Source organism: Gordonia terrae (assembly GCF_051789125.1).
In the GTDB taxonomy this organism is placed as follows: Bacteria; Actinomycetota; Actinomycetes; order Mycobacteriales; family Mycobacteriaceae; genus Gordonia; species Gordonia terrae_A.
In genome coordinates this window covers 3056545-3076420 of sequence record NZ_CP196526.1, presented here as the reverse complement: position 1 = coordinate 3076420, position 19876 = coordinate 3056545, and the positions used below count along the sequence as shown (strand labels likewise).

Here is a 19876-nt window from a genome sequence, read left to right as displayed (position 1 = left end):
TTCGCTCCCGGCGCCGAGATCATTCGGCCCGCTCGCTTCGCTCCCGGCGCCGAGAAAGTCGATCTTCTCCCGCACGCCGCAGTCGGGACACGGCCAATCGTCGGGGATGGTCGCCCAGGTGGTGCCGGGCGGAAAACCCTCACGCGGGGCGCCGACGGTCTCGTCGTAGACGTAGTCGCACACGGGACAGCGGTAGGTGCTCATCGGGCCGAGACCCCGTGCTCGGCGAGGACGCGCTCCCGACGGTGCGGAGCGATGTTGATGCGTTCGACGTCGCCCTCGTAGTGGTCGAGCACCCGCTTGTCCATGACCCGTCGCCAGACCGGCGGGAAGTAGGCGAGCGTGATCATGCTCGCGTGCCCGCTCGGAAGATTCGGTGCGCCATCGAAACTGCGGAGTGTCTGATACCGGCGAGTCGGATTCGCGTGGTGATCGCTGTGGCGCTGGAGGTGATACAGGAAGATGTTCGTGCAGATGTGGTCGGAGTTCCAGCTGTGCTCCGGGGTGCAGCGCTCATAGCGTCCGGACCGGGTCTTGCTGCGCAGCAGTCCGTAGTGCTCGAGATAGTTGACGGTCTCGAGCAGTGAGAACCCGTAGATCGCCTGCACGACGAGGAACGGCAGGACCTCCCAGCCGAAGACGGCGGCGAGTGCGCCCCACAGCGCGATCGACATCGCCCAGGCGTTGAGGACGTCGTTGCTCGGATGCCAGAACCGCTTCCCGGCGCGATCGAGACGCTTTCGTTCGAGTTCCACCGACGATCTCAGGCTCCCCCAGACGCTGCGCGGCAGGAACCGCCAGAACGACTCCCCGAAGCGCGAGCTGGCCGGATCCTCGGGGGTCGCGACGCGGACATGATGACCGCGGTTGTGCTCGATGTAGAAGTGACCGTAGAAGGTCTGTGCGAGCGTGATCTTCGACAGGCAGCGTTCGAGATCGTCCTTCTTGTGGCCGAGCTCGTGCGCGGTGTTGATACCGATCCCACCCATGACACCGATGGACAGCGCCAGCCCGATCTTCGAGACGAGTCCGAGTCCGCCGTCGAGTCCCAGCCAGCTGAGGTCGTCGGCGGTCCACAGGTAGCACGCGGTGACGAGACTGGCGATCTGGAACGGGATGTAGACGTAGGTGCAGTAGCGGTAGTACTTGTCGTTCTCCAACTGCTCCATCAACTCCTCGGGCGGATTCGATCCGTCCGGTCCGAAGAACACGTCGAGAATGGGCAGCAGGACGTACACCAGCATCGGGCCGATCCACCACCACACCGGTGACACCGTGTCGAGGCCGTGCCCGATCGCGTTGAACGCGGCGACCAGGCCCATGGCCAGGAAGATCGATGTCGGTGGGATGAGACCGAGAAGCCACAGATGGCGTTTCTTGTCTCTCCATTCGACGGCCGGCATACCCGCGGCGGATTCGGTCGGTGCGGTACCCAAGGCGCGCTCCTGTCTCGGAATGTGACGTACAGCACTGGACATTAACCGAGACAATGTCTGTTGTCTAGACATAGAGAGCAATTTGTAAAGCGTCGGCGGGCAGAAACCCGTGCGCGGTGCATCCAGCTGCTCGAGGGTGGCGGACCCACAAAACGTCGACTGTGCTGCCGATTTCGTTGACCGGGCGTCGATTTCCGTTGACTGTGCATCGATCGCGGGCCGTGGTGCCTGGACTCGCATGAGGGTGGGCGACAAACAAGATCCCCAACTCCCGGACTCGGGAGTTGGGGATCAGGTGTCCGTCACGGCCGCCCAGCGGCGGCGCGTGGTGGTGCTACGGCGTGTTGATCCAGTCGAGGATCGACTGTCCTGCGCGGGGGTCGCCGTTGTTGATTCCGATGACCGCACCGATGGCAGCACCGACGCCTGCGCCCCAGACGCAACCGACGATGACGATGCAGCCGATGACGAGGCCGGCGAGCGCCCCGATGGCGGTGGTGACGTTGCCGCCGCGGTTCCAGCCGTTGTTGATGTGCCAGATCATGCTCTGGTACGCGCGGTCCTTCTTCGCCGACGCCGGACGAACGCCGGCTGCGATCGCCGCACGCGCCTCGGGGGAGAGGATCGGCGTGAAGGTCGCCTGGGTGCGGTCCGCGGAGACCTGCGCGCGCATCGGAACGGCGGCGCCGGCGAAGGGCAGCACCAGTCCGACGCGTTCGATGGTCCGGCCCTTCGAGTCGACGACCCGGAGCTCCTGTTCGCCCGCGACGAAGGTCGCGTTGCGCAGCTGGGACGTGATGGAGGTCCCGTCGGCGGATGCGATCGAGTGATGTGAGGGGACCGCGGGTGCGGGGGCACCGTGGGCGGTGCCGAAGGAAACGGTGAGTGCCGAGACGGCCAGGGCCATGACGGCGAGGAGGCGAATGCGCTTCATCGGGTTCTGGATTTCGCTTTCGTCGGGGAGGAGAGGTGCCCGGTCCGGCTCCGGCGACTCGTCGTGGCTCGGCGATCGTGCGGTATGTCGGGTTTCGGCGCAGTGATTGTCGCATCGCCGATACGCGGCTGTGTGGAGTCGGGGTCGGCAATGGTCCGGACGGATGACGTTCGATGTCTCGGTGACGCAGGTGTCTACAGCTGGATCGATGCCGGATCTGAATCGACGGCGTGACTATTTGACTTGGACATGAATGAATGCCCGGTCTTACGGTCGGAGCATGGCCGAGATCACAGCGGTGTGGCACCGCCGCGGATCTCGCATCGACCCCAGACATCGACCCAGGGACGGAAGACGATGACCATTGCGCAACCGCCGGCACCACTGACAACACAGGACCTGACCGGAGAGATGATCATCGCCGGCGTTCGTGTGACCGGTTCCGGGGACGCCGTACACGCGGTCGACCCCACCACCGGCCAGCGACTGCTTCCCGCATACGCGCACGGCTCGGCCGCCGACGTCGATGCGGCCGCCGCAGCGGCGGCCGAGGCCTTCGGGCCCTACCGGGCGACGTCGTCGGAGCGGCGAGCACAGTTCCTGTCGGCGATCGCCGACAAGTTGGACGCGGCCCGCGACGTGCTCGTCGAGCGCGCCGTCGCGGAGACGGGCCTGCCGGCCGCACGTATCAGCGGTGAGGTCGGCCGCACATCCGGACAGCTCCGGCTGTTCGCCTCCGTTCTCCGTGAGGGGAGCTGGAACGGGGCGCGGATCGATCCCGCCCGCCCCGATCGCACACCGCTCCCGCGTGCGGACATCCGGCAGCGGAAGGTGCCGCTGGGACCCGTGGCGGTCTTCGGCGCCAGCAACTTCCCGCTCGCGTTCTCGGTCGCCGGTGGTGACACCGCCTCGGCCCTCGCTGCCGGGTGCCCGGTGGTGGTCAAGGCACATGACGCCCACCCCGGGACGTCGGAACTCGTGGCCCGGGCCATCACCGAGGCGATCGCCGAGGCCGGCATGCCTGCGGGAACGTTCTCGATGTTGTACGGCAGCGGGCCCGAACTCGGTATCGCCCTGGTCACCGACCCGCGGATCAAGGCCGTCGGCTTCACCGGTTCCCGTTCGGGCGGAACGGCTCTCGTCCGCGCAGCCGCGGCTCGACCGGAGCCGATCCCGGTGTACGCCGAGATGAGTTCGATCAACCCCGTGTACCCGCTCGCCGGCGCGCTGCGCGCCGATGCGGCGGGGCTCGGCCGCGCCTTCGTGGGATCGCTGACCATGGGGTCGGGACAGTTCTGCACCAATCCCGGTCTCGTCATCGCGGTCGACGGACCGGATCTCGACGCGTTCATCGCAGCCGCGTCCGAAGCGATCGGCGAGAGCGAACCCACTCCGATGCTCACGCCCGGGATCGCGGCGAACTACGCGGCCGCGGTCGACGAGTTCGCCGGCACCGCGGAGGTTCTCGCTCGGGCAGACGAGGCGGCGGGGTCGTATTTCTGCCGTCCGGCGCTGTTCGGCACCGACGCCGCCTCGTTCCTGGCCTCGGAGACCCTGCAGCAGGAGATCTTCGGCTCGTCGAGTCTGATCGTGCGATGCCGTGACCTGGACCAGGTCGCAGACGTGACCTCGCGGATCGAAGGCCAGCTGACCGCGACGATCCACGCCGTCGACTCCGATCACGACGCCGCTCGCGAGCTGCTCGAGATACTCGAACTCAAAGCGGGACGAATCCTGTTCAACGGGTGGCCCACCGGCGTCGAGGTCGGTCACGCCATGGTGCACGGCGGTCCGTATCCGGCGACTTCGGACAGCCGGACCACCAGCGTCGGGTCGCTGGCGATCGAACGGTTCCTGCGGCCGGTGGCTTACCAGGACGTTCCCGCCGACCTGCTGCCCGCCCCGATAGCGCAGGGCAACCCCGACCACATCTGGCGCCGTGTCGACGGCGAACTCACCCGCGACTGACCTCACCACCACCCCAAGGAGTCCCAATGCTCAACGGCGTCCTGTTCTTTCCCGTCACTCCCTTCGACAGCAACGGTGAGGTCGATTACCGCCGTCTCGCCGAACACATCGACCGCGGTGTCGCAGCTGGCCCCGGTGGAGTGTTCGTCGCTTGTGGCACTGGCGAATTCCATGCGCTCGGCCTCGAGGAGTTCGGCCGCATCGTACGGTGCGCCGTCGACACCGTCGCCGGTCGCGTCCCGGTCTTCGCCGGTGCAGGCGGCTCGCTGATCCAGGCGCGTGAGTTCGCGGTGAGCGCGAAAGCCAATGGCGCGGATGGTCTCCTGCTCCTGCCGCCGTATCTGGTGACCATGCCGCCCGCCGGCCTCGCCGAGTACACCCGATCGGTGGCGGCGAGCACCGACCTCCCGCTGATCGTGTACAACCGCGGCAACGCGGTGTTCGACGAGGAGTCGGCGATCCAGGTGTCGAAGCTGCCGACTGTCATCGGATTCAAGGACGGCACCGGCGATCTCGACAACGTGTCGCGCATCGTCATCGCCGTGAAGGAGGCGCTGGGCGACAGCAAGGACTTCCTGTTCTTCAACGGTCTGCCCACCGCCGAGATCACTCAGCAGGCCTATCGCGCCCTCGGTGTCACGCTGTACTCGTCGGCGACCTTCGCCTTCGCCCCCGAACTGGCACTGGCGTTCTACAACTCGCTGGAGACCGGTGACACCGAACTGACCGAGGCGTTGCTGCGCGACTTCTTCCATCCGCTGGTCCGCCTTCGCAACACGGTGCCCGGTTACGCGGTGGCACTCGTGAAGCACGGGGTGACGATGGAAGGGATCGACGCCGGCCCGGTCCGGGCACCGCTCGTGCAGCCGACGCCCGAGCACCAGGCGGAGCTCGAGCAGATCATCGCCGCGGGCCGCGCCGTGCTCGCCGGTAACCTCGCCGCCCGCGCGGCCGTCTGAGAGTTCGTACCGTGTCCATCCAGACCACTGCCGCGTACCCGCCCGCCGGTCTCGAGATCGTCGGCGCGGGTCCGCGGTTCGACACGACGATCACCCGGGTGACGGTCACACCCGTCGCCTTCGTCGACCCGCCCCTGCTCAACACCGTCGGAGTGCACCAACCGTACGCTCTGCGGGCGATCATCCAGATCGAGACCGCCGGTGGCCTTCGCGGGCTCGGCGAGACCTACGCCGACACCGCGCATCTCGCGCGGATGGACGCGGCCGCAGACGTCATCACCGGCCTGGACGTGTTCGCGCTCCACCGAATCCGGAGCACGATCGACGAGCGGATCGCGACCCTGTCGGTGACCGGCGGCGACGGCGTGGCCGGCATGATCACCACGGCCAGCACCACCGATCGGGTGTTCTCACCGTTCGAGGTGGCCTGCCTGGACATCCAGGGCAAGGCACTGGGGCGTCCGGTGAGCGATCTGCTCGGCGGACGAGTCCGCGACCGGGTGCCCTTCAGTGCGTATCTGTTCTACAAATGGGCCTCGCATCCCGGCGCCCACGGCTCCAACGGGCTGTCCGACGAGTGGGGCGAGGCCATCGACCCCGCCGGCCTCGTCCGGCAGGCGCACCGGATGATCGACCGGTACGGTTTCTCCGCGATCAAGCTCAAGGGTGGTGTGTTCCATCCGGACGAGGAGATCGCGGCGATCAAGGCGCTGCGGACCGAATTCCCGGACTTACCACTGCGTCTCGACCCCAACGCCGCGTGGACGGTCGAGACGTCCAAACGTGTCGCGGCCGAACTGGACGGGATCGTCCAGTATCTGGAGGACCCGACCCCGGGGCTGGACGGGATGGCGGAGGTCGCCGCCTCGGCGACGATGCCGCTGGCGACCAACATGTGTGTCGTCGCCTTCGACCATCTGGAGCCCGCGGTGCGGAAGAACTCCGTGTCGGTCGTCCTGTCCGATCACCACTACTGGGGTGGGCTGCAGCGTTCCCGCCTGCTGGGCGGGATCTGCGAGACCTTCGGGATGGGTCTGTCGATGCATTCCAACTCGCATCTGGGTATCAGCCTGGCGGCGATGGTGCACCTGGCGGCGGCGACCCCCAACCTCACCTACGCCTGCGACACGCATTGGCCCTGGAAGCACGAAGATGTCGTGCAACCCGGCGCCCTCACGATCGTCGACGGCGCGGTGCCGGTACCGACCGGACCGGGTCTCGGTGTGGAAATCGACGAGCGCGCGCTCGAGCGCTTGCACCAGCAGTATCTGGATTGCGGTATCCGGGACAGGGACGACACGGGGTACATGCAGTCGATCGATCCGGCTTTCGAGAACACCAGCCCCCGTTGGTGAACAGGGCCCTCGACCCGTGTGGGGCAATCGGCTAGCGTCATCCGGACACACCCGCGAATCGCGGGAACTGATGCCGAAAGTGAATCGATGTTCTCCTTGTCGCGTCTCACGTGTTTCATCGCGGTCGCCGAGGAGCTGCACTTCGGGCGGGCCGCCGAGCGGTTGCACATGACCCAGCCGCCGCTGAGCCGGCAGATCCAGCAGCTCGAGCACGAGCTCGGGGTGCAGTTGATCGAACGGAGCAGCCGGGCCGTGTCGCTGACCGCGGCCGGAACGGCTTTCCTGCCCGATGCCAGGCGCATCGTCGCGCTGGCCGAGGGCGCGGCCTTGACCGTTCGGCGGGTGCCCGCAGGCGATCTCGGAACCGTCAACATCGGTTTCACCGGCGCCTCGGCGAGGGCGGTACTGCCGCGGCTCATGCAGACCGCACGCGAACGACTACCCGACGTGCGGCTCGTCCTGCGCGAGATGGTCACCGCCGCCCAGGTCGAGGCCCTGGTCCGTGGCGATCTCGACCTCGGGGTCGTCCGACCGCCGATCTCGCGACCGGGCATCAGTTCCCGGCCGCTCCATCACGAACGTCTTGTCGCCGCGTTGCCCGCCGACCACGAGTACGCCGGGGTCGAACACCTCACGATCGAGGATTTCGACGGTCAGGCCGTCATCATGTACTCGCCGACGGATGCCCGATACTTCAACGAGCTGCTCATCAGTACGTTCACGGCTGTCGGTGCCTCGCCGCGGTACGTCCAGTACGTCACGCAGGTGCACACCATGCTGGTGCTCGTGCACTCCGGGCTCGGTATGGCGCTGGTGCCGGAGTCCGCGATGACCATGCACCCCGACGGGGTGGTCTTCAAACAGGTCACCGCGATCCGCGACCGCCCGGTGCAGATGAATGTCGCCTGGCGGGCGGACAACAACAATCCGGCGCTGGCTCGTTTTCTCAAAGACGTGCTCCCGGAACGGGAGTGGATCTGAGGAGTCAGACCGCAGCGCGGACCGGTGGCTTGACCGCCACGACCGGGCACTGTGCGTCGAGCAGCACGCGCTGGACCACGCTTCCGGTGAGCAGCTTGCCGACCGGTGACCGTCTGCGCTGCCCGATCACGAGCAGTTCGGCGTCGTCGTCGTAGGACACATCGATGAGCTGGTCGGCGTGTGACAGGCCCGGGTCGTTCTCGACGACGCGGTAGTCGACATCCTGCGCCTGCGCGGTGGTACGCGCCGTCTCGAGATCGACGAGGAACTGCGGCGACGACGCGCTGTCCCCGTCGGCCACCACGACGATGTCGGTACCCCGCATACGCGCCTCGGCGAAACCGAAGGGGAGGGCGCCGCGGCCCTCCTGGGTGGGCAGATAGCTGAGTACAACCGACATCAGACGTCCTTCCGGGTGTGCGTCGGAGCCGGGGTGACAACGGGTGTCACCAGATCGCCGGTCCGCAGATACGTGTCGAGGTTGGCGAGTGTGAGGTCCTGCATGGCGGCGCGCGTCTCGACGGTTCCGCTTGCGAGGTGGGGGAGGAGTACCACGTTGTCCATCGACAGCAGTGCGGCCGGCACCTCGGGCTCGGACGCGAAGACGTCCAGTCCTGCGCCGGCGAGGCGTCCGTTCTGCAGTGAGTCGATCAGCGCGTCTTCGTCCACGACGCTGCCGCGGGCGACGTTGACAAGAAAGCCCTTGTCTCCCAGTGCTTCCAGGACGTCACGATCGACGAGACCGCGGGTGTCGGCGCCGCCGGCGGCCGCGACGATGAGGGCATCGACCTCTGCCGCGAGTTCTCTGGGCGACGCCGCGTACCGATACGGCGACCCGTCGACGACGCGGCGATTGTGGTAAGAGATGTGGCAGCCGAAAGCGGTCAGCCGATGGGCGATGGCTGCGCCGATCCGGCCAAGCCCGAGGATGCCGACACGGGTTCCCGACACCTTCCGCGTGAGAGGGACGTTCCCCTCGACGGGCCACCGGCCTGCGCGGACGTACCGGTCGGCGGCGGCCAGTCCGCGCATGGTGTCGAGGAGGAGGCCGACAGCCGTGTCCGCGACACAATCGGTCAGGACGTCCGGGGTGTTGCTGACCCCGATGCCGAGTTCCGCTGCGCGGGCGATGTCGGTGGTGTCGTACCCGACGCCGAAGTGCACGATCGCGCCGAGGTTGGGGAGAGCTGACATCAGCTCGGCATCGACCCCGGTGCGTCCGGAGGTGACGACGGCGGTGACCGCGTCTGCGTGTTCGCGCAGGAACGCGGTGCGTGCCGGACCGTCCGGGAGGCGCTCGGCGCCGTAGACGGTCGTGAGCAGATCCTCGAGGGACGGCTTCAGCGGACCGACCCGCAGCACGCTTCCGGGCCGGGAAACGTTCTGTCCGGCAACGCTATCGATCGTCGACACGGTGCCGGCGGGGCTGCTCGTCATGATTCTCCTCGAACTGTCGTGGACACGGACCGGTCCAAGTGGATGACTTCACGCTAGAAGCGACGTCGAATACCTGTCCAACACGCAAATAACATGGATCGATACCCAAACTGTATGGACAGGCGGTCGTCGATTCGGTGGGGGGGCGACCCGGAGGGGAGAACCGTCAGGTCAGCGTGTGTTTCTCCTGTCGGGACGATCTCCGGCAGTGTTCGCGAGACCACCCGAAAACCCGCCGAAGAGGCTTGTTCCTGGGGTTTTGCTCTGTTGACGCCGCCAATCGGTCGCTCATAGCGTGTGGCTACCGTCACAAACGCGGTCCAGCCCGCCGCGAGATCACTCGCTCCCTTTCCCATCGGAGGTCCCCATGCAGATCGCCACGCTGCGATCACTGAAGCGCCCGGCCGCGGGCGCGCTGGCGCTGTCCGCGGTGGCCCTGCTGACCGTCACCGGATGCAGTGTCGCCAACACCACCGCGAGTGAGACCGCGAGCCCGGACACGCTTCGGATCGTCCTGCCGCAGGAACCCCCGACACTGGAGCCCTGTGACGCGTCGCTCACCGCGACCGGTGTCGTCGTGCGATCGAACATCACCGAGCCCCTCATCGAACGAGACCCCGGGACCGGGGCGCTGCAGCCCAGCCTCGCCACCGCGTGGACCCAGGTGGAGCCGAACGTGTGGCGCCTCAGCACGGCCGACGGTGTGCGGTTCAGCAACGGCCAACCGTTCGACGCCGTCGACGCCGCCTTCTCGATCGAACGAACCTTCAACGGCGCGATCGGGTGCGATGTCAACGGCTACGTGTTCGACGACAGCAAGCGCGAGGTCAGCGTCGTCGACCCGGACACCGTCGAGGTGCGCACCGAGACGCCCGACCCGATCCTGCCACTGCGGCTCTCCTTCATCGAGGTGGTGCCGCGGACCACGACCCCGGACGACAAGGTGCGGGTCCCGATCGGAACGGGCCCCTACATGGTCGACTTCTGGGATTCCGGCCAGCGGGTGGCGCTGAAGGCCAATCCGAACTACCACGGCGAGGCGCCGCAGTTCTCCCGCGCCGTGTACCAGTGGCGCGGTGAGGGCAGTGTTCGCGCCGCGATGGTCACCAACGACGAGGCCGACCTCGCGACCTCCCTCGGCCCGGAGGACGGTGCCGGCGATCTGGGGACGGCCTACACCAACAACGAGACGACGGCGCTGCGGATGCAGGCCACCGATGCGCCGCTGAACGACTACCGCGTCCGCGAGGCGATCGACCACTCGATCAACCGTGCGGGGATCGTCGACGCGCTGTTCCAGGGCCTCGGCACCCCCGCAGCCCAGCTGGTCGGCAAAGGCATCGTCGGCTACAACGATGAGCTCACCCCCACGTCATACGACCTCGACCACGCCAGGCGACTCGTCGACGAGGCCCGCGCGGACGGCGTGCCCGTCGATCGCACCATCCGGCTCATCGGCCGCACAGGGCAGTTCCCGAAGATCAACGAGACCATCGAGAACATCCAGTTCACCCTCGACCGCATCGGCTTGGACGTCGACATCGAGATGATGGACACCTCCGGCCAGATGCAATATCAGACAAGGCCTTTCGTGCCGGGGTCCGGACCGGTGCTGCTGATGATCATGCACGGCAACCAAGCCGGCGACACCCAGTTCACCCTGGACCAGTACATGTTGTCCGACGGATACCAGAGCACCTACGGAACCGCCGCATACGACAAGCAGATCCTGGCCGCCGAGGCACTCACCGGGCAGGCCCGTCAGGACGCATTGTCCGCGGTTCTCGCCGCCGAGCCGCGCGAGATCCGGCAGTACGCCTACATCGCGCACATGCAGGCAGTCCTCGCGAAGGCGAAAAGAATTGCCTATCAGCCCAACTCGGCCACCGGCGATGAGATGCGCCTCGCCGAGATGACCCATGCGCCAGCCCAGAACGACTGAAATCGAGGCGAACCGATGCTCACCTTCCTCCGGCGCCGGATGTTCACCAGCCTGATCCCGCTGATCATCGTCTTGTTCGGCGTGTTCTTCATGGCCCGGCTCACCGGCGACCCCACCAACCTCTACCTACCCGTGTCCGCGACGCCGGAACAGCGTGCCGAGTTCGCCGCGGCGAACGGGCTCGACAAGCCGATCTGGCAGCAGATGACCGACTACCTGAGCGGGGTCCTCCACCTCGACTTCGGTGAGTCGCTCAAGACCGGCCAGGAAGCTGCGGGCATGGCCCTGCGCGCGTTCCCGGCGACCCTGCAGCTGGCGTTCGTGACGCTCGTGCTCTCGATCCTCGGCTCGATCGTCATCGGCTGCTGGGCGGCCTACCGGCCCAACTCGCTGGCCGACCGCTTCTCCAGCCTGCTGTCCATGACAGCGGCCAGCGTCCCGGACTTCTGGTTCGCCATCACCGGCATCTGGATCTTCGCCGTCGTCCTCGGCGTGCTGCCGACATCGGGGACCGGCGGCACGCTCGCCTGGGTGCTGCCGATCGCGACCCTGATGATCCGGCCACTGGGAGTCCTCACCCAGGTGGTCCGCGGCGCGATGGTCTCGGCGCTGTCGGCTCCCTACGTGAAGGTGGCCCGGAGCAAGGGCGCCGGGGACCTCCGTGTCGTCACCCACCACGCACTGCGCAATGCGGCCGCACCCGCCCTGACCGTCGCGGGCGATCTCGCCGTCGGACTGATCAACGGCGCGGTCATCGTCGAGGCCATCTTCGGATGGCCCGGCATCGGCAAGCTGATGATCGATTCGATCCTGCAACGTGACTTCGCCGTCCTGCAGGCCGCGGTGCTCCTCACCGCCATCAGCATCTTCATCTTGAACATCGTGATCGATGCGGGCCTGGCACTGCTGGACCCGCGCGTTCGCGACAAGGCCACGGTCTAGGCGCCGGGAATTCCGAGGAGTACACACCATGTCCATCGTCACCGAACCCCTCGACCCGACGAGCCCCGTCGCCTCGACCGACCCGACCGGAGACTCGGTCGCGACCAACAAGGTGCCGCGGTCGCAACTGCCCCTGTGGCGCCTGCTGTTCCGCGACAGGTTCGCGACGGTCGCCGCGGGTGTCCTGACCGTCATCCTGCTCACCGCGATCTTCGGTCCGTGGCTGGTCGGCGACGCGGCCACCGACCAGAACCTCGATGAATCGAATCTGGCGCCGTTCAGCCTCGACACCGGCTGGATGAACATCCTGGGGACCGATCCGCTCGGTCGCAGCATGTTGGCCCGGCTGATCGTCGCCTGCCAGACCACATTGTTGGTGTCGCTGCCCGCGGTCATTATCTCGTGTGTCATCGGCTCGGCCATCGGCATGTGGGCCGGCTACCACCGCGGCTGGCGTGAGACCACCGCCATGCGCGTCGCCGACGTCATCATGAGCTTCCCGTCCCTGCTGCTCGCGGTCGTGATCCTGTACGTGTTCTCACCGAGCGCGGCCAACATCATCGCGGTTCTGGCGATCACACGTATCCCGATCTACCTGCGCACCGCCCGCGCCGAGTCCGCCGAGTTGCAGAGCCGCGTGTTCGTCGATGCCGCAAGGACATTCGGGGCCAGCAGTGGTTCGATCGTCCGCGGTCACGTGTTGCCCATCCTGTTGCCCACCCTGCTCACGGTGGCCACCCTGGACTTCTGTTACGTGATGCTGGCGGAGTCGTCCCTGTCGTTCCTCGGGATCGGGATCCAGCCGCCCGACATCAGCTGGGGACTGATGGTGTCGCAGGGACGCACCTACCTCCAGACCGCGTGGTGGCTGTCGTTCTTCCCCGGCCTCGCCATCGTCATCACCACGGTGTCGGCGACGATCCTCGCCGCGTGGGCCCGCATCGCCACCGACCCGGGCCAGCGCTGGCGTCTGACCACCCCGAATGCGCGTAAGCGCTTCTTCTCCTCACGAAAGGCGCTGCGATGAGTGCACCCGCCCTCGACCGACCGGAGTCCGGCATCGACGACCGTGTGGCGCTCGACGTCACCGATCTGACCGTGGAGCTGCGGACACCGTCCGGGCCCGTCCGCGCCGTGGATCACGTCTCGTTCCGGGCCAGGCGCGGTGAAACCCTCGCGCTGCTCGGCGAATCGGGATGTGGCAAGTCGATGACGGCGCAAGCCCTCGTCGGGCTGCTCGACCCGATCGCCGCGATCAAGGAGGGGTCGATCACTCTCGACGACGTTGACCTCGTCACCGCGAAGTCATCGACCCGCCGGGAGCTGGCCGGCACGCAGCTCGCGATCGTCTTCCAAGACGCACTCACCGCCCTCAACCCCGTGTACACGGTGGGAACCCAACTCGCCGAACCCTTCCGGATTCATCGCAAGATGTCGAAGAAGAAGGCCCGGCACGAGGCGATCGAGCTGATGCGTCACGTCGGCATCCCCGAACCGGAATCCCGCATCGACTCCTACCCCCACCAGTTCTCCGGCGGCATGCGGCAACGCCTCCTCATCGCGATGGCGGTGGCGCTGAGTCCCAAGGTGCTCCTCGCCGACGAGCCCACCACCGCGTTGGACGTGACGGTGCAGGCCCAGATCATGGCGCTGCTGCACCGGCTCCGCACCGAGCACGACATGGCCGTCGTGCTGATCACCCACGACCTGGCGCTCGTCGCCGAACAGGCCGACCGGGTGGCGATCATGTACGCGGGCAACGTGGTCGAGACCGGACCGGTCGCCGATGTGTTCGGCAACCCCCGGCACCCGTACACGAAGGGCCTGCTCGACTCGGTGCCCGTCAGCACCGAACGAGGCGCCGACCTCAAGTCCATTGGCGGCACCCCGCCAGACCTGCATTCCATTCCCGCCGGCTGCGTCTACCAGGCGCGCTGCCCGCTCGCCCGTGCGCGATGTGTGTCCGAGCGTCCTGCCCTGTCCGGCACTGGTCCGAATCGGCAAGCGGCATGCCACTTCTCGGAGGAGATCGACAATGTCTGACACCGTCACCGCGGAGAACATCACGGCCGCGAACGTCACGTCGAAAAACGCCGTGACCCCGAACACCGCCCAGGTCCTCGAAGTCCGCGACGTCGGCAAGACGTTCGTGGTGCCGGCGAAGGGCGGACGGCGGCAACTGCGCGCGCTCGACGGAATCAACCTCGATCTCCGACGCGGCGAGACCCTCGGTCTGGTAGGTGAATCAGGCTGCGGCAAATCCACTCTCGCGCGCACGCTGATGATGCTCGAGCGTCCCGACGCCGGCACCGTCCGGTGGGACGGCACCGATCCGTACCGGTTGAAGGGCAAAGACCTTCTGGCCCTGCGACGCAAGGTGCAGATGGTCTTCCAGGACCCCTACGCCTCGCTGAACAACCGGATGACCGCGGCCGACATCATCGGCGAGCCATGGCGTACGCACAGAGACCTCTATCCGCGTAAGCGCGACCGCGCCGCCCGGGTACGAGAACTGCTCCACCTGGTCGGGCTCCGGCCGAGCGACGAACACCGGAGCCCCCAGGAGTTCTCGGGCGGTCAGCGCCAGCGGTTGGGGATCGCCCGCGCGCTCGCGCTCAACCCCGAGGTCATCATCTGTGACGAGCCGGTGTCGGCTCTGGATCTGTCCGTGCAGGCCCAGGTTCTGAACCTCCTGAACGAATTGCAGCAAGAACTCGACATCTCCTACATCTTCATCTCGCACGATCTGTCCGTGGTCCGGCACGTCGCCGACCGGGTGGCGGTGATGTACCTGGGACGTATCGTCGAGACCGGCAGCACCGAAGCCGTTTTCGACCATCCAGCACACCCGTACACCGAGGCGTTGATGTCGGCGGCGCCCACGCTCGACCCCGCCACACGCCGCGAGCGCATACTGCTCAGCGGCGAGGTGCCCTCGCCCCTCAATCCGCCATCGGGGTGCCGGTTCCGCACCCGCTGTGCCCACGCCTCCGACATCTGCGCATCCGCGGTTCCGCCGGTCGCCACCGATGGCCAGGAGATCGGTCACATGGCCGAGTGCTTCCATCCGCGTGGCCGCGTGAGCCTCGGCATGCCCGCGGTCGCGTCGTGACCGCGGCGTGGATGTCGTGACGATCGTCGTCATCGTCGTCGCCGTTTTCCTGGCGTCCTGCATGCAGGCCTCGATCGGCTTCGGGATGGGGATGCTGGCGGCGCCGGTCGTGGCTCTGGTGGCACCCGCGCTGCTCCCCGGTCTGCTGATCGCCTCGGCGACCGTCGTGACCCTCATGGTCGTGGTGCGCGAACGCGCGAGCCTGGACCTGCGGGGCACGGGGTGGGCGCTAGCCGGCCGGGTGCCGGGGACCATCGCGGGGGCGCTCCTGTTGGTCTGGTTGCCCGCCCGCGGGCTGTCGCTGCTCCTGGCCGCGGTGGTGCTGGGCGGTGTCGCGGTCGCCTCCACCGGGTGGCGGCCGGAGCCGTTGCGGCGCAACCTCGCGACCGCGGGTGCGGCCTCGGGCCTGCTGGGGACCGCCACCTCGATCGGCGGCCCGCCGATGGCGCTGGTCTATTCCGGGGCGGCGAACGCGCACGTTCGCAGCAACATGAGTGCCTTCTTCCTGGTCGGCAGCCTCATGTCGCTGGGCGCACTCGCGGCCACCGGCAGCCTTTCCATGGACATCCTGCAGGCTTTCGTGGCACTGGTCCCGGCCGTGGTGCTCGGATTCGTCGCATCGCGGTTCATCAACCGATTCCTCGACCGAAAGCGCCTTCGCGCGGTGTCGATCATCGTGTCCGCTCTGGGCGCCACCGCCCTCATCGGGCAGCAGATCTTCTTCTGACCACACTGAAAGGACTCACCCCATGACGACGACGACACCGGTGGTCACCGAGATGCGTGTGGTCCCGGTCGCAGGCCGGGACAGCATGTTGCTCAACCTGTCCGGCGCGCACGCACCGTTCTTCACCCGCAACCTGGTCATCCTCACCGATTCAGAGGGCAACCAGGGTGTCGGCGAGGTCCCCGGCGGAGAACCCATCCGCCGAACGCTCGACGATGCCCGTCCGATCGTCGAGGGACGGGGGATCGGTGAGTTGCACGCGGTCCTGCAGGACATCCGGCGAACCTTCGCCAATCGAGACCGCGGCGGCCGCGGCGATCAGACCTTCGATCAGCGGGTCACGATTCATGCCGTGACCGCTGTCGAGTCGGCGCTGCTCGACCTGCTCGGCCGCCACCTCGGGGTGTCGGTGGCCGCGCTGCTCGGAGAGGGCAAACAGCGAGACCGCGTGCCGGCCCTGGGCTACCTCTTCTTCGTGGGCGACCGGTCGAAGACAAACCTCGACTACGCGGACGGGTCGGGGGAGACCGACGACTGGTTGCGTCTGCGCCACCAGGAGGCACTCGATGCAACCGGGGTCGTCGCCCTGGCCGAGGCGGCCCAGAAGCGGTACGGCTTCGCCGATTTCAAACTCAAGGGCGGTGTACTCGCGCCGGACGACGAGGCCGATGTCGTCACCGCGCTCGCCGAGCGATTCCCCACTGCGCGTGTGACCCTCGACCCCAACGGCGGGTGGTTGCTAGACGAGGCGATCAGGATCGGTCGACGGCTGCGCGATGTCGTCGCCTACGCCGAGGACCCGGTCGGTCCCGAAGGACGATTCTCGGGTCGGGAGGTGATGGCGGAGTTCAAACGTGCCACGGGGCTGCCCACCGCGACCAACATGATCGCCACCGACTGGCGCGAACTCGGGCACACCATCCGGACCGGCGCGGTCGACATCCCGCTGGCCGATCCGCATTTCTGGACGATGGCCGGATCGGTGCGTGTCGCACAACTCTGCGACGCCTGGGGGCTGACCTGGGGATCGCACTCCAACAACCATTTCGATGTCTCGCTGGCGATGTTCACCCACGTCGCCGCGGCCGCCCCGGGAGACATCACCGCCATCGACACCCACTGGATCTGGCAGGACGGGCAGCGCCTCACCACCGAGCCCTATGAGATCGTGGACGGACATCTCACCGTGCCCGATCGGCCCGGTCTCGGCGTCGATCTGGACATGGCGCAGGTGGAGGCCGCGCATCAGCTGTATATGTCCGAGGGACTCGGCGCGCGCGATGATGCGATCGGCATGCAGTTCCTCATCCCGGACTGGACCTTCGACAGCAAGCGTCCGGCGCTGGTGAGGAACTGAACGGTGCGGATCGACGGGACGAGGGTCCGAGCGTGAAAGTGGTCGTGGGGGAGCGCAACCTGCGCCCGCACCGCGAGATGTTCGAATCCCTGGTGCCCGCCGGGGTCGAGATCTCCTGGCACCGCGCGTTCGACGAGAAAGAACTGGTCGCCGATCTGACCGATGCGGATGTCTACGTGGGGGGACGGTTCACGCCGGCGATGGCACACGCCGCCGCGCGTCTGCGCTTGGTGCACACCGGGGGCGCGGGTACCGACAAGGTCAGCTTCGAGGACCTGCGCGCCGGTACGAAGGTGGCCAACACGTTTCATCACGAAGACTCGATCGCCGAGTACATCGTGGCGACGACCGTGGCCCTGCGCCGCGATCTGCCGTCCCAGGATCACGCTCTACGGCAGGGGATGTGGGCGTCGGCGGTGTATCGGGATGACGTGGCGCAGCCGCGGACGTTGCGCGGTGCGACGGTCGGATACGTCGGTTTCGGCCACATCGGCCGGAGAACCGCCGATCTCCTGGGCGCTTTCGGTGCTCGCGCGTGCGCGGTCACCGGGTCGGGACGGGTCGGCGACGACGCCGGACTCGAGTGGTACGGAGACACCTCCGAACTCGACCGACTGATGGCTGATTCCGATGTCGTGGTCGTGTCGGCGCCGCTGACAGTCGACACCGAGGGAATGATCGGCCGGGCGCAGCTCGAACTGCTGGGGCCCGGGGGTGTGCTCGTCAATGTGGGTCGCGGCCCGCTCGTCGTGGAGCAGGATCTGTACGAGGCCTTACGGGGCGCCCACATCGGCGGCGCGGTGATCGACGTCTGGTATCACTATCCGACGTCCGGAGACCGCGGGCATCCGTCGGAACTCCCATTCGGTGAACTGCCCAATGTGCTGATGACACCCCATGTCTCAGGGGTCACCCACGACACATTCGTGGGCCGCGTCCGCGATGTCACCGACAACATCGTGCGATTGGCGGAGGGTCGCGAACTCGCCCGCGTGGTGTGGCCACGTCCCTGAGGTCAGGCCACCGCGGACTCCTCGGCCCGTTCCGCCGAGCGCAGTGCGAACCTCCCGTTCTCGAACAGCAGCGGATAGAGAAGTCCGCCGATGAGTCCGCCGATCAGCGGGGCGACCCAGAACGCCCACAGCTGGCCGGGCGCACCGTTTCCGTTGAAGAACGCGACTGCTGTCGAGCGGGCCGGGTTCACGGAGGTGTTGCTGATCGGGATCGAGATCAGGTGGATCAAGGTCAGACACAATCCGATGGCGAGCGGTCCGAATCCGGACGGCGCGCGTCCGTCGGTGGCACCGAGGACCACCACCAGGAAGAAGGCGGTGAGCAGGATCTCGGCGATCAAGACGGCGACGAGCGAGTAGTTGCTCGGTGAATGTTCGCCGAATCCGTTGGCGGCCATGTTGCCCTCGGCCACGAATCCCGGTTGGCCCTTCGCGATGAGGAAGAGCATCAGACCTGCGAGCAATCCGCCGACCACCTGGGCGATCCAATAGGAGGGCAGTTCTCGCCACGACAACCGTCCGCTGACGGCGGCACCCAGGCTGATGGCCGGATTGAAATGGGCGCCCGAGACATGACCGACCGCGTACGCCATCGTCACCACGGTCAGCCCGAACGCCAGAGATACACCGAGAAAGCCGATTCCGACCTGGAACGTGTCCTGGCCGTCCTCGGATTGTGCGATCTGCTTGGCGGCGTAGATCGCGCTACCGCAACCGCCGAAGACCAGCCAGAAGGTTCCGAAGAGTTCTGCCCCTAGTCGGGCGACGGGCGACGGAGAAGGCATGAGGGTCCTTTCGCTCGGTTCTTGGGACCGGCAAGGGCCGTACGGGAAACCTCACCGACGTCGAACGCGTCACAGGGTAGTGCCGCGGTCGGCTGTCGGCAACGATATGGCAAATCGAGTACACGTCAGTGAAGCGCGCGGGGGCGGTCAGTGGCCGAATCCGGTGTGCATCTCCCAGAACAGGATCTCGGCTCCGTCGACGCTCGTGACGGTGAACGCGTCGGCGTCGGTGGTACGGACCGCGTCCCCTTCCTCGAGCGGCACACCGTCGGGCAGCACCGCGGATCCCCGTGCGACGTAGAGATGTCCGAACGGCGCCGATGGCACGGTGACCGCTTTCCCGGAACGAATGCGGGCCACGTGCAGAGCGGCGCCGGGGTTCTTGATCGAGATGGCGTCGGTGCCCGCATGATCCGTCATCCCGGAGACGACGGTGATCAACTCACCCGACTCCAGCGTGTCGCTGAAATCGTGCTCGGCGTAATCGGGTTCGCCGCCGGGATGCTCCGGTGCGATCCACATCTGCACGACCCGCAGGTCCTCGTCCTGGGTCCGCGTCGATGCGTTGGCCTCGGAGTGGGTGATCCCGCGGCCCGCGCTCATCCGCTGGGCCACGCCGGGTACGATCACGCCGGACTTGCCTGACGAATCACGATGTGCAACAGCACCGTCGAGAACCCAGGTCACGATCTCGGCATCGCGATGGAAGTGCGCGTCGAACCCCTCGCCCGCCTCCACCCGGTCGTCGTTGTGCACCAGCAACACCCCGTGGGCATTGGCCGCGAGGTCGAAATTCCCCGTGGCGGGGAAGGACTGTCGTGAGTCGAGCCAGCCACTCCGGAAGACGTGGCGATCGGCGGCGGGGATGATCGTCCGCGTCGACGCGGTGCTGGGTGTCTCGCTCGTCATCTGCACTCCGTTCCGCCGA

At 67.1% G+C, this 19876-nt stretch carries 18 protein-coding genes and 1 pseudogene; 12 read left to right on the top strand and 7 right to left on the bottom strand.

From position 1 onward, the window contains the following. Positions 1-54: 54 nt before the first annotated feature. From ACSUZC_RS13875 to ACSUZC_RS13865, 3 genes and pseudogenes are all read right to left on the bottom strand, one after another. Positions 55-204, bottom strand: a pseudogene (locus tag ACSUZC_RS13875) (rubredoxin); the annotation flags it as partial. Then, positions 201-1436, bottom strand: a complete 1236-nt coding sequence (locus tag ACSUZC_RS13870) for a fatty acid desaturase (protein WP_439029115.1) — start codon at positions 1434-1436, stop codon at positions 201-203. The gene ACSUZC_RS13870 and the pseudogene ACSUZC_RS13875, both read right to left, overlap by 4 nt. A gap of 334 nt (positions 1437-1770) precedes the next feature. Then, positions 1771-2370, bottom strand: coding sequence for a hypothetical protein (locus tag ACSUZC_RS13865; protein WP_439029114.1), 600 nt, complete (start codon positions 2368-2370; stop codon positions 1771-1773). 357 nt (positions 2371-2727) lie between these two features. Between ACSUZC_RS13865 and ACSUZC_RS13860 the strand changes: the two genes are divergently transcribed. The 4 genes from ACSUZC_RS13860 to ACSUZC_RS13845 all read left to right on the top strand — a co-directional run bounded on the left by ACSUZC_RS13860 (position 2728) and on the right by ACSUZC_RS13845 (position 7633). Continuing rightward, positions 2728-4338 (top strand): aldehyde dehydrogenase (NADP(+)), encoded by a 1611-nt coding sequence (locus ACSUZC_RS13860; protein ID WP_439029113.1) that lies wholly within the window; start codon positions 2728-2730, stop codon positions 4336-4338. 26 nt (positions 4339-4364) lie between these two features. Next, the gene (locus tag ACSUZC_RS13855) at positions 4365-5297 is read left to right on the top strand and encodes a 5-dehydro-4-deoxyglucarate dehydratase (RefSeq protein ID WP_439029112.1); all 933 of its coding nucleotides are present in this window, start codon (positions 4365-4367) and stop codon (positions 5295-5297) included. 56 nt (positions 5298-5353) lie between these two features. Further along, entirely contained in the window at positions 5354-6652 is a 1299-nt protein-coding gene (locus tag ACSUZC_RS13850) for a glucarate dehydratase family protein (RefSeq protein WP_439033124.1), read from the top strand. 87 nt (positions 6653-6739) lie between these two features. Then, entirely contained in the window at positions 6740-7633 is an 894-nt protein-coding gene (locus tag ACSUZC_RS13845; protein ID WP_439029111.1) for a LysR substrate-binding domain-containing protein, read from the top strand. Between the two features lie 4 nt (positions 7634-7637). Here ACSUZC_RS13845 and ACSUZC_RS13840 read toward each other — a convergent pair whose 3' ends face one another. Then, on the bottom strand, positions 7638-8033 hold the full coding sequence (locus ACSUZC_RS13840) for a universal stress protein (protein WP_439029110.1): 396 nt from the start codon (positions 8031-8033) through the stop codon (positions 7638-7640). Further along, entirely contained in the window at positions 8033-9070 is a 1038-nt protein-coding gene (locus ACSUZC_RS13835; RefSeq protein ID WP_439029109.1) for a 2-hydroxyacid dehydrogenase, read from the bottom strand. The genes ACSUZC_RS13840 and ACSUZC_RS13835 overlap by 1 nt, the downstream gene beginning before the upstream one ends. Before the next feature lie 367 nt (positions 9071-9437). Here ACSUZC_RS13835 and ACSUZC_RS13830 point away from each other — a divergent pair, with 367 nt between their 5' ends. The 8 genes from ACSUZC_RS13830 to ACSUZC_RS13795 are packed head-to-tail and all read left to right on the top strand — an operon-like array spanning position 9438 to position 18163. Continuing rightward, positions 9438-11012, top strand: coding sequence for an ABC transporter substrate-binding protein (locus ACSUZC_RS13830; RefSeq protein WP_439029108.1), 1575 nt, complete (start codon positions 9438-9440; stop codon positions 11010-11012). 15 nt (positions 11013-11027) lie between these two features. Next, a complete protein-coding gene (locus ACSUZC_RS13825) occupies positions 11028-11954 on the top strand; it encodes an ABC transporter permease (RefSeq protein ID WP_439029107.1) in 927 nt (308 codons plus the stop codon). Between the two features lie 28 nt (positions 11955-11982). Continuing rightward, positions 11983-12981: an ABC transporter permease gene (locus ACSUZC_RS13820; RefSeq protein WP_439029106.1), complete on the top strand. Its 999-nt coding sequence runs from the start codon at positions 11983-11985 to the stop codon at positions 12979-12981. Then, entirely contained in the window at positions 12978-13997 is a 1020-nt protein-coding gene (locus ACSUZC_RS13815; RefSeq protein WP_439029105.1) for an ABC transporter ATP-binding protein, read from the top strand. Before ACSUZC_RS13820 ends, ACSUZC_RS13815 begins: the two co-directional genes overlap by 4 nt. Then, a complete protein-coding gene (locus tag ACSUZC_RS13810; RefSeq protein WP_439029104.1) occupies positions 13990-15066 on the top strand; it encodes an ABC transporter ATP-binding protein in 1077 nt (358 codons plus the stop codon). Before ACSUZC_RS13815 ends, ACSUZC_RS13810 begins: the two co-directional genes overlap by 8 nt. Positions 15067-15073: 7 nt before the next feature. Beyond that, entirely contained in the window at positions 15074-15793 is a 720-nt protein-coding gene (locus ACSUZC_RS13805; protein ID WP_439029103.1) for a sulfite exporter TauE/SafE family protein, read from the top strand. Positions 15794-15815: 22 nt separating this feature from the next. Further along, a complete protein-coding gene (locus ACSUZC_RS13800) occupies positions 15816-17150 on the top strand; it encodes an enolase C-terminal domain-like protein (RefSeq protein ID WP_439029102.1) in 1335 nt (444 codons plus the stop codon). A gap of 32 nt (positions 17151-17182) precedes the next feature. Continuing rightward, positions 17183-18163, top strand: coding sequence for a 2-hydroxyacid dehydrogenase (locus ACSUZC_RS13795; protein ID WP_439029101.1), 981 nt, complete (start codon positions 17183-17185; stop codon positions 18161-18163). Positions 18164-18165: 2 nt separating this feature from the next. Here the strand turns inward: ACSUZC_RS13795 and aqpZ are convergent, their stop codons facing one another. After that, positions 18166-18948: an aquaporin Z gene (aqpZ, locus tag ACSUZC_RS13790; RefSeq protein WP_439029100.1), complete on the bottom strand. Its 783-nt coding sequence runs from the start codon at positions 18946-18948 to the stop codon at positions 18166-18168. Positions 18949-19095: 147 nt separating this feature from the next. Beyond that, entirely contained in the window at positions 19096-19857 is a 762-nt protein-coding gene (locus tag ACSUZC_RS13785; RefSeq protein ID WP_439029099.1) for a pirin family protein, read from the bottom strand. Positions 19858-19876: the final 19 nt, after the last annotated feature.

Excerpts from the sequence above, each read along its gene's own strand:
- ACSUZC_RS13865 (WP_439029114.1), bottom strand. The coding sequence starts at position 2,370 with ATGAAGCGCATTCGCCTCCTCGCCGTCATGGCCCTGGCCGTCTCGGCA.
- ACSUZC_RS13860 (WP_439029113.1), top strand. The coding sequence starts at position 2,728 with ATGACCATTGCGCAACCGCCGGCACCACTGACAACACAGGACCTGACC.
- ACSUZC_RS13855 (WP_439029112.1), top strand. The coding sequence starts at position 4,365 with ATGCTCAACGGCGTCCTGTTCTTTCCCGTCACTCCCTTCGACAGCAAC.
- ACSUZC_RS13845 (WP_439029111.1), top strand. The coding sequence starts at position 6,740 with ATGTTCTCCTTGTCGCGTCTCACGTGTTTCATCGCGGTCGCCGAGGAG.
- ACSUZC_RS13840 (WP_439029110.1), bottom strand. The coding sequence starts at position 8,033 with ATGTCGGTTGTACTCAGCTATCTGCCCACCCAGGAGGGCCGCGGCGCC.
- ACSUZC_RS13835 (WP_439029109.1), bottom strand. The coding sequence starts at position 9,070 with ATGACGAGCAGCCCCGCCGGCACCGTGTCGACGATCGATAGCGTTGCC.
- ACSUZC_RS13830 (WP_439029108.1), top strand. The coding sequence starts at position 9,438 with ATGCAGATCGCCACGCTGCGATCACTGAAGCGCCCGGCCGCGGGCGCG.
- ACSUZC_RS13825 (WP_439029107.1), top strand. The coding sequence starts at position 11,028 with ATGCTCACCTTCCTCCGGCGCCGGATGTTCACCAGCCTGATCCCGCTG.
- ACSUZC_RS13820 (WP_439029106.1), top strand. The coding sequence starts at position 11,983 with ATGTCCATCGTCACCGAACCCCTCGACCCGACGAGCCCCGTCGCCTCG.
- ACSUZC_RS13815 (WP_439029105.1), top strand. The coding sequence starts at position 12,978 with ATGAGTGCACCCGCCCTCGACCGACCGGAGTCCGGCATCGACGACCGT.
- ACSUZC_RS13810 (WP_439029104.1), top strand. The coding sequence starts at position 13,990 with ATGTCTGACACCGTCACCGCGGAGAACATCACGGCCGCGAACGTCACG.
- ACSUZC_RS13800 (WP_439029102.1), top strand. The coding sequence starts at position 15,816 with ATGACGACGACGACACCGGTGGTCACCGAGATGCGTGTGGTCCCGGTC.
- aqpZ (WP_439029100.1), bottom strand. The coding sequence starts at position 18,948 with ATGCCTTCTCCGTCGCCCGTCGCCCGACTAGGGGCAGAACTCTTCGGA.
- ACSUZC_RS13785 (WP_439029099.1), bottom strand. The coding sequence starts at position 19,857 with ATGACGAGCGAGACACCCAGCACCGCGTCGACGCGGACGATCATCCCC.